9 protein-coding genes are annotated in these 7,303 nt (G+C 73.5%); 7 read left to right on the top strand and 2 right to left on the bottom strand.

Annotation, left to right across the window (positions count from 1 at the left end):
- Positions 1 to 615, bottom strand: a 615-nt coding sequence (eccB, locus tag AB0I76_RS18685) for a type VII secretion protein EccB (protein WP_357036727.1), incomplete at its 3' end; no start/stop codon positions are given.
- A 128-nt stretch (positions 616 to 743) separates the two neighbouring features.
- Here eccB and AB0I76_RS18680 point away from each other — a divergent pair.
- The 5 genes from AB0I76_RS18680 (at position 744) to AB0I76_RS18660 (ending at position 4,750) form a co-directional block, all read left to right on the top strand.
- Positions 744 to 1,013 carry a metal-sensitive transcriptional regulator gene (locus tag AB0I76_RS18680; RefSeq protein ID WP_357036724.1) on the top strand — a complete coding sequence of 90 codons (270 nt, stop codon included), beginning with the start codon at positions 744 to 746 and terminating at the stop codon, positions 1,011 to 1,013.
- A gap of 116 nt (positions 1,014 to 1,129) precedes the next feature.
- On the top strand, positions 1,130 to 2,530 hold the full coding sequence (locus AB0I76_RS18675) for an MBL fold metallo-hydrolase (protein ID WP_357036721.1): 1,401 nt from the start codon (positions 1,130 to 1,132) through the stop codon (positions 2,528 to 2,530).
- Between the two features lie 69 nt (positions 2,531 to 2,599).
- Positions 2,600 to 3,205 carry a rhodanese-like domain-containing protein gene (locus tag AB0I76_RS18670; RefSeq protein ID WP_357036718.1) on the top strand — a complete coding sequence of 202 codons (606 nt, stop codon included), beginning with the start codon at positions 2,600 to 2,602 and terminating at the stop codon, positions 3,203 to 3,205.
- Positions 3,202 to 4,110, top strand: a complete 909-nt coding sequence (locus tag AB0I76_RS18665; protein ID WP_357036715.1) for a sulfite exporter TauE/SafE family protein — start codon at positions 3,202 to 3,204, stop codon at positions 4,108 to 4,110. The genes AB0I76_RS18670 and AB0I76_RS18665 overlap by 4 nt, the downstream gene beginning before the upstream one ends.
- Positions 4,111 to 4,135: 25 nt before the next feature.
- Positions 4,136 to 4,750, top strand: coding sequence for a class I SAM-dependent methyltransferase (locus AB0I76_RS18660; protein WP_357036712.1), 615 nt, complete (start codon positions 4,136 to 4,138; stop codon positions 4,748 to 4,750).
- Positions 4,751 to 4,768: 18 nt separating this feature from the next.
- Here AB0I76_RS18660 and AB0I76_RS18655 read toward each other — a convergent pair whose 3' ends face one another.
- A complete protein-coding gene (locus tag AB0I76_RS18655; RefSeq protein WP_357036709.1) occupies positions 4,769 to 5,788 on the bottom strand; it encodes a zinc-binding dehydrogenase in 1,020 nt (339 codons plus the stop codon).
- 104 nt (positions 5,789 to 5,892) lie between these two features.
- Between AB0I76_RS18655 and AB0I76_RS18650 the strand changes: the two genes are divergently transcribed.
- Positions 5,893 to 6,606, top strand: a complete 714-nt coding sequence (locus AB0I76_RS18650; protein ID WP_357036706.1) for a spermidine synthase — start codon at positions 5,893 to 5,895, stop codon at positions 6,604 to 6,606.
- Positions 6,607 to 6,682: 76 nt separating this feature from the next.
- Positions 6,683 to 7,303: AMP-binding protein (locus AB0I76_RS18645; RefSeq protein WP_357036703.1), on the top strand; the 621-nt coding region annotated here is incomplete at its 3' end.

The raw sequence follows: 7,303 nt of genomic DNA, 5'->3' as shown, positions 1-7,303 counted from the left end.
GCGGATGAGGTGGCGGCGCTGCCGCCAGACGAGGTGCAGCGCCCCGTCGGGCCCACGGAGGAGCAGCCCGTCCTCGCCGAGCGCCCGGCCACCGCCGCCGGAGACACCGATCAACACCGCCGAGCGGGGCGCCGCACGGTCGGGGTCGAGGCCGGCCACGGAGCAGACCGTCCACGGGGTGTCGGCGAGGCGCCTCGCGGCGGGCAACGAGTCCGGCGCGTCGGCGATGCCCAGCGGCAGGCCGCGCGGCACGCCCTCGATCGACCGGCGGGACACCAGCACCGTCTTCGGACGGTCCGCGCCGATGACGAGCAGGGCCGACGCGTAGTTGAGCACGGGATGCAGTTTCTGCTCGCGGTAGACGAACCTGGCGCCGGACTCCTTCTCCACGATCACCGCGCCGGCGTCGCGCCACTTGGTCCCGCCGCCGGCGAACAGCCCGTAGAGGGCGAAACCACCCAGCACGATCGCCGCCACCAGGACGCTGGCCAGCCCGGCGCCGGCCAACCGCCGGAACGGCGACTGCACCGGGTCGGTCTCACGCATCACCAGTGCGGCCACCGCCCGCTGGACGGTGAACTGGTAGGAGTGCAACTGGTCCTGCCGCGACGGCATCGGGTCCCCTCCGCTCGGTGGCCGGCACAGGATAAGCGTTCCGTCGATGTCCCGAGGACCCGGTGTAGCCAGCGCGCGGGATCCCACCCGGACTGGCCGATCGGTACCCCCAGGGGTATGGTGGGGACGTGAAGCTACGACCCGAGATGACGACCGACGCGTTGACCCGACTCAAGCGTGCACGTGGGCAGCTCAACGCGGTGATCGAGATGATGGAGAACGGCGAGGACTGCCGGGCCACGCTGACCCAGCTCGCCGCCGTCTCCAAGGCCCTGGACCGGGCCGGCTACAAGCTCATCGCCTCCGGGATGCGGTACTGCAACACCGCCCGGGAGAAGGGTGAGCAGCCCGAGATGACCGAGGACGAGTTGGAGAAGCTGTTCCTGGCCCTGTCCTGACCACGATCTCCACCGTCCGCGCCGCTTGAGGGAGGCGCGGACGGGTAACCCGCGCCACATCAGTCTGCTTGCTGCATACCCCCGGGGGTATATAGCAGTATGGAGAGGAGCACCCGATGACACTGGACATCTCCGTCATCTCGACCTCGTCGCTCGGCGACCGGAGCTACCTGGCCTCCGACGGCCGGATCGGCATCGTCGTCGACCCGCAGCGCGACATCGACCGCGTCCTGTACCTGGCCGGCGCGAAGGGCGTCCGGGTCACCCATGTCGTGGAAACGCACATCCACAACGACTACGTCTCCGGTGGGCTGGAACTCGCTCGCATCACCGGTGCGCACTACCTGGTCGCGGCGGCCGACGAGGTCGGTTTCGACCGGATGCCCGTCTCGGACGGCGACGAGGTGGCGGTCTCCGACACGCTGCGGCTGCGGGTGGTGGCCACGCCGGGCCACACCTTCCACCACCTCTCGTACGTCCTCGACGAGGCCACGGCCGGCGACTGGCGGCCGGTGGGCGTCTTCACCGGCGGATCGCTGCTGTTCGGCACCACCGGCCGTACCGACCTGCTGGGCAAGCAGCACGCCCACGACCTGGCCCACCGCCAGTACGCCTCGGCGCAGCGGCTCGCCGACCTCCTCCCCGACGGGGCGCAGGTGTGGCCGACCCACGGCTTCGGGAGCTTCTGCTCCGCCGGCCAGTCCGACGCCCCGGAGTCGACGATCGGACGCGAGAAGCAGGTGAACCAGGTGCTGCGGCTGGCTGCGGACGACTTCGTCACCGAGACGCTCGCCGGCCTGGACGCCTATCCCGCCTACTACGCCCACATGGGAGTGGCCAACTTCGCCGGTCCCGAGCCGGTCGACCTGACCCCGGTCAGCCGGGCGGACGCCGCGGAGCTGCGAAAGCGGATCGCCGACGGCCAGTGGGTCGTCGACCTGCGGCACCGCAAGGCGTACGCCGCGTCGCACCTCGCCGGCACCGTGAGCCTCGGCCTCGACGGCCCGATGTCGACCTGGCTCGGCTGGCTGATCGACTGGGGCGTCCCGATCACCCTGCTGGCGGAGACGCCGGAGCAGGTCGCCGACGCCCAGCGCGAACTGGTCCGGATCGGCATCGACCGGCCGGCTGCGCAGGCCACCGGCGGGACCGACCAGTGGGCGGTCGACCGGGAACAGGTACGCGAGCTGCGCAACGCCGACTTCGCGGCCCTGGCCGCGGCCCGCGGCGGCACCGTGCCCGGCGGCCTGCCGGCGCCCGATGTCGTGCTCGACGTCCGGATGACGAACGAGTGGCGCGACGGCCACGTCGACGGTGCCGTGCACATCCCGCTGCCGGACCTGCCGAGGCGGATGGACGAGGTGCCGGCCGGCGTCGTCTGGGTGCACTGCGGATCCGGCTACCGCGCCACGGCCGCCGCCTCACTGCTGGCCAACGCCGGCCGGGAGGTCGTCGTGATCGACGACAAGTTCGGTCAGGCCGAGGCCGCCGGCGTCGCCATGGCCCCCGGCGCCTGACCGCCATCCACCCGGCGGCGCGACCAGCGCCGCCCCGCCCGACGCCCCTTCCCCGTGAACGAGGAGACCATGAGCAACCCCGAGACCACCCGTACCGCCACCGTCGACGCCGCGACGCTGCGCGAGCTGATCGCCGCCGGGCGTCCGCCGCGCCTGCTCGACGTGCGTACCCCGGCGGAGTTCGAGACCTCGCACATCCCCGGCGCCTACAACGTGCCGCTCGACCTGCTGAAGGAGCACCGCGAGGAACTGCGCAACCACCTCGACGAGGACGTGGTGCTGATCTGCCGTTCGGGCGCCCGCGCCGCCCAGGCCGAACAGACCCTCGCCGGGGTGGGGCTGCCCAACCTCAAGGTCCTGGGCGGCGGCATGATGGCCTGGCAGGCCGCTGACGCGCCGCTGACCCGGGGCGCCGCGCGCTGGGACCTCGAACGGCAGGTCCGCCTGGTAGCCGGCTCGATCGTCCTGGTCAGCATCCTGGGCTCGGTCCTCGTGCCCGGCCTGAAGTGGGTCGCCGGTTTCATCGGCGCCGGGCTGACCTTCGCCGCGGTGACCAACACCTGCGCGATGGGGATGCTGCTCGGCAAGCTGCCCTACAACCGCGGCGCCAGCTGCGACCTCGACACCGTCGTCGGTCAGCTGCGTACGGGCCCGACCGCCGGGCAGCGGTCGTGACCGCGAGCCTCGCGCTGACCGTCGGACTGGCCGTCCTCATCGGCATCAGCCTCGGCCTGCTCGGCGGGGGCGGCTCCATCCTCGCCGTGCCGCTGCTGGTCTACGTCGGCGACCTACCGGCGAAGGAGGCGATCGCCACCTCGCTGCTGGTCGTCGGCGTGACCGCCGCGGTGGGGGTGCTGCCGCACGCCCGCGCCGGCCGGATCCGGTGGCGTACCGGACTGGTCTTCGGGGCCGCCGGCATGGCCGGCGCGTACGCGGGAGGCCGACTGGCGGCCTTCGTCCCGGCGACGGTCCTGCTCGTCGGCTTCGCACTGATGATGCTCGCCACCGCGACCGCGATGATCCGGGGCCGGCGCGGTCGGGCCGACCGGAGCGTGCCGCACGAGTTGCCGGTGCTGCGGGTGGTGCTGGACGGCGTCGTGGTCGGCCTGGTCACCGGCCTGGTCGGTGCCGGCGGCGGCTTCCTGGTGGTGCCCGCCCTGGCGCTGCTGGGCGGGCTCCCGATGCCGGTCGCGGTCGGCACCTCCCTGGTGGTCATCGCGATGAAGTCGTTCGCGGGCCTCGCCGGCTACCTGTCCAGCGTCAGCGTCGACTGGTCGCTGGCGGCCGCGGTGACCGCCGCCGCCGTGCTCGGCAGCCTCGCCGGTGGCCGGCTGGCCGGGCGCGTGCCGGAGGTCCTGCTGCGCAAGGCGTTCGGCTGGTTCGTGGTGGTGATGGGAGTCTTCGTCCTCGGTCAGCAGTTGCCCACGCACCTGCGCACCGAACCGCTGTGGTGGGCCGCCGTCGGTGGGCTCGCCGCCGTCGGGACGGCCGGCGCCCTGCTCACCGCCGACTGCCGGGGCGAGCGTCGGTGGGTTCCGGCGCCGGTCTGCCGCGCCCTGCAGACCCTCGCCCTGCGGTGAGAGGCTGACCCGGAGAGGAGGCGACATGGACAGCGACGACTGGGACGCCCGGTACGCGGGCACGCCGGGGCTGGTGTGGACCGCCGAGCCGAACCGGTTCGTGGTGCAGGAGCTGGCCGACGTGCCGCCCGGACGGGCCCTGGACGTGGCCGCCGGTGAGGGGCGCAACGCCGTCTGGTTGGCCGAGCGGGGATGGCGGGTCACCGCGGTGGACTTCTCGGCCCTCGCGGTGACCCGGGGGCGGGAGCTGGCAACGGACCGGGGCGTACCGGTCGACTGGCGGGTAGCCGACGTGACGGCGTGGACGCCGGAGCCGGCCGCGTACGACGTGGTGCTGGTCGCGTACCTGCACCTGCCCGCCGCGGACCTCGCCGCGGTCCTGGCCGGGGCGCGGGCCGCGCTGCGCCCCGGCGGCCGGATCGTGGTCGTCGGCCACGACCGCGCCAACCTCACCGGCGGCACCGGCGGTCCCCGGGACCTGGCCATCCTGCTGACCCCGGAGTCGGTCGTCGGCGCCCTCGACGGCCTGCGGATCCAGCGGGCGGAGACGGCCCGCCGGCCGGTCGCCGGGCCCGACGGCGGCACCGTCGACGCCCTCGACACGGTGGTCGTCGCCACCCGGCCGGAAGCGGCCGGGTGACGGCGACCCGGACACGGTTCAGGGGCGCAGGATCAGCCGGATCGGGTTGCCCTGCTTGCTGTGCACCCGCTCCACCGCCTGCTCCGCCTCGGCCAGCGGCAGCACGTCGCTGATCGACCCGCTGAGGTCCAGCCGCTTCTGCCGCGTCAGCGACACCAACTGCTCGACGTGCTCGGCCTCGGAGCCGTAGTGGCCGAGGATCGCCTGCTGGAAGTAGTTGAACGAGCTGTCCGACGGGATCGTGACCGGCTTGTTGGCGATTCCGGCGAGCACCAGCCGTCCCCGCCGGCCGAGCACGGTCAACGCCTGTTCCCGGACCGGGGTCACGCCGGCGAAGTCGAACGCCACGTCCAGCCCCCGCCCGGCGGTCAGGGCCAGGACCGTGTCCCGGAACGCCGGATCCGCCGGGTCGAGGGCCGCGTCCGCGCCGAGCGTGAGGGCCCGGTCGCGGGCGGCGGCGAGCGGCTCGACCGCGATCACCGGCGCCGCACCGACGAGCCGGAGCAGTTGTACGGCGTGGGCACCGAGACCACCGACGCCCCAGACCGCGACCGCCTCCCCGGGACGGGTACGCGCGGTGTCGGTCACCGCCGCCCACGGGGTGGAGACCGCGTCGGGAATGATGCACGCCTGCTCGAACGGCAGGTCGTCGGGGATCGACACCAGGGTGTCCCGGCTGGCCACGGCGTACTCGGCCCAGCCGCCGTCGTAGTCGACGCCCCGGGTGAAGATGGTGCCGCGCTGGTCCCGTTCCCCGGCCTGGAGCAGCACCCGTTGGCCCGGTTGCCAGCCCTCGACGCCGTCACCGAGGGCGTCGACCACCCCGGCGACCTCGTGTCCCAGCGTCACCACGTCACCCGGGAGGTAGAGCGGGGTCAGCGTGCCGTCGATCAGGTGCACGTCGGAGAGGCACACCCCGGCCGCCATCACCTTGATCCGCACCTGTCCCGGCTGCGGCTCGGGCACCGGTACCGACTCCAACCGCAGCGTCCGGTCCTCCAGGTGCAGCCGTCCGGCCAGCATGTCCGCCACGTCCACGTACTCCCTGTCCGGCCGCCGGTCGGCGGCCTCGACTGTCCGGCATACCCGACGACGCGGGATGAATGCGGGATCCCCCGGCCCTACCGCGTAGCATCCGGCGGATGGGCGCACGATTCGAGGAACTGGCCTGGCGGGAAACCCCGATCGGCGCCGTCAGCCTGCGCCGGCGCCGCGACCCGGCGCTCGGCGTCGAGGTGTACGAGGTGAAGCTCGACGACGAGTACCTGATGTCGAGCCTCTTCCCGGTGGCGGAGATCGAGCTGGCCCGGTTGGGGCTGGCCGCGCTGGCCGGAGGGGACCTCGACGTGGTGGTCGGCGGCCTCGGCCTCGGCTTCACCGCCCGCACCGCGCTCGACGACGACCGGGTCCGTTCGCTGGTGGTGGTCGAGGCGGTCGAGGACGTCATCGACTGGCACCGGCGTGAGCTGCTCCCCTTCGCCGCCGGGCTGGCCACCGACCCGCGGACGCGCTTCGCGCGGGCGGACTTCTTCGCGGCCGTCGCCGAGGGCACGGGCTTCGACCCGGACGACGCGGCACGGCGGTTCCACGCCGTCCTGCTGGACGTGGACCACTCCCCCCGCAACGTGCTGCACCCCAGCCACGCCGCCTTCTACACGCCGGAGGGCCTGCGCCGGCTGACCGCGCACCTGCACCCGGACGGGGTGTTCGCGCTGTGGTCGGACGACCCGCCGGACGCCGAGTTCGAGGAGGTTCTCGGCGCGGTGTTCCGCTCCGCGCGGGCCCACGTGGTCCGCTTCCCCAACCCGCTGACCGGCGGGGAGTCGGCCAACACGGTCTACGTCGCGCAGCGCTGACACCGGCCGGCCCAGATACCTACGCGACCGTAGGTTACCGTGGGGTAGGCGACTGGGTGGCACCGTGAGGAGAGACATGGACCTGAGCGAACGGCCCTGGCTGCGCAGCTACGCACCGGACGTGCCAGCGACGATCCCGTCGTCGGAGGAGTCCCTGGTGGACCTGCTGCGGAACTCGGCACGCCGGTTCGGTGCCCGCGAGGCGCTGGACTTCTACGGCGCCACCACCACGTACGCGGACCTCGCCGACCAGGTGGAGCGGGCGGCGGAGGCACTGCGCCGGCTGGGTGTCGGGCGCGGCGACCGGGTCGCACTGGTCCTGCCGAACTGCCCGCAGCACGTCGTCGCCTTCTACGCGGTACTGCGCCTCGGCGCCGTCGTGGTGGAGCACAACCCGCTCTACACCGAGCAGGAGCTCACCCACCAGCTCGCCGACCACGGCGCGCGGGTCGCGGTCGTCTGGGACAGGATGGCGCCGCTGGTCCTGCGTACCGCCGGCGCCACCACCGTGGAGACGGTGCTCGCGGTGGACCTCAGCCGCGCCCTGCCCCGGCTCAAGCGCTGGGCGCTGCGGCTGCCGCTGCCGGCGGCCCGCGCCACCATGCTTCCGCGCGTTGAACGCGATCGGCTACGACGGCCCGATCTCCATCGAGTGGGAGGACGCCGGGATGGACCGCCTCGTCGGGGCGCCGGAGGC

This window comes from Micromonospora sp. NPDC049799, assembly GCF_040656655.1.
Lineage (GTDB): Bacteria > Actinomycetota > Actinomycetes > Mycobacteriales > Micromonosporaceae > Micromonospora.
This window is presented reverse-complemented; position numbering and strand designations above follow the sequence as displayed.

Bases quoted from the DNA above. Each gene is read 5' to 3' on its own strand.
- AB0I76_RS18675 (WP_357036721.1), top strand. From the start codon at position 1,130: ATGACACTGGACATCTCCGTCATCTCGACCTCGTCGCTCGGCGACCGG.
- AB0I76_RS18650 (WP_357036706.1), top strand. From the start codon at position 5,893: ATGGGCGCACGATTCGAGGAACTGGCCTGGCGGGAAACCCCGATCGGC.
- AB0I76_RS18660 (WP_357036712.1), top strand. From the start codon at position 4,136: ATGGACAGCGACGACTGGGACGCCCGGTACGCGGGCACGCCGGGGCTG.
- AB0I76_RS18670 (WP_357036718.1), top strand. From the start codon at position 2,600: ATGAGCAACCCCGAGACCACCCGTACCGCCACCGTCGACGCCGCGACG.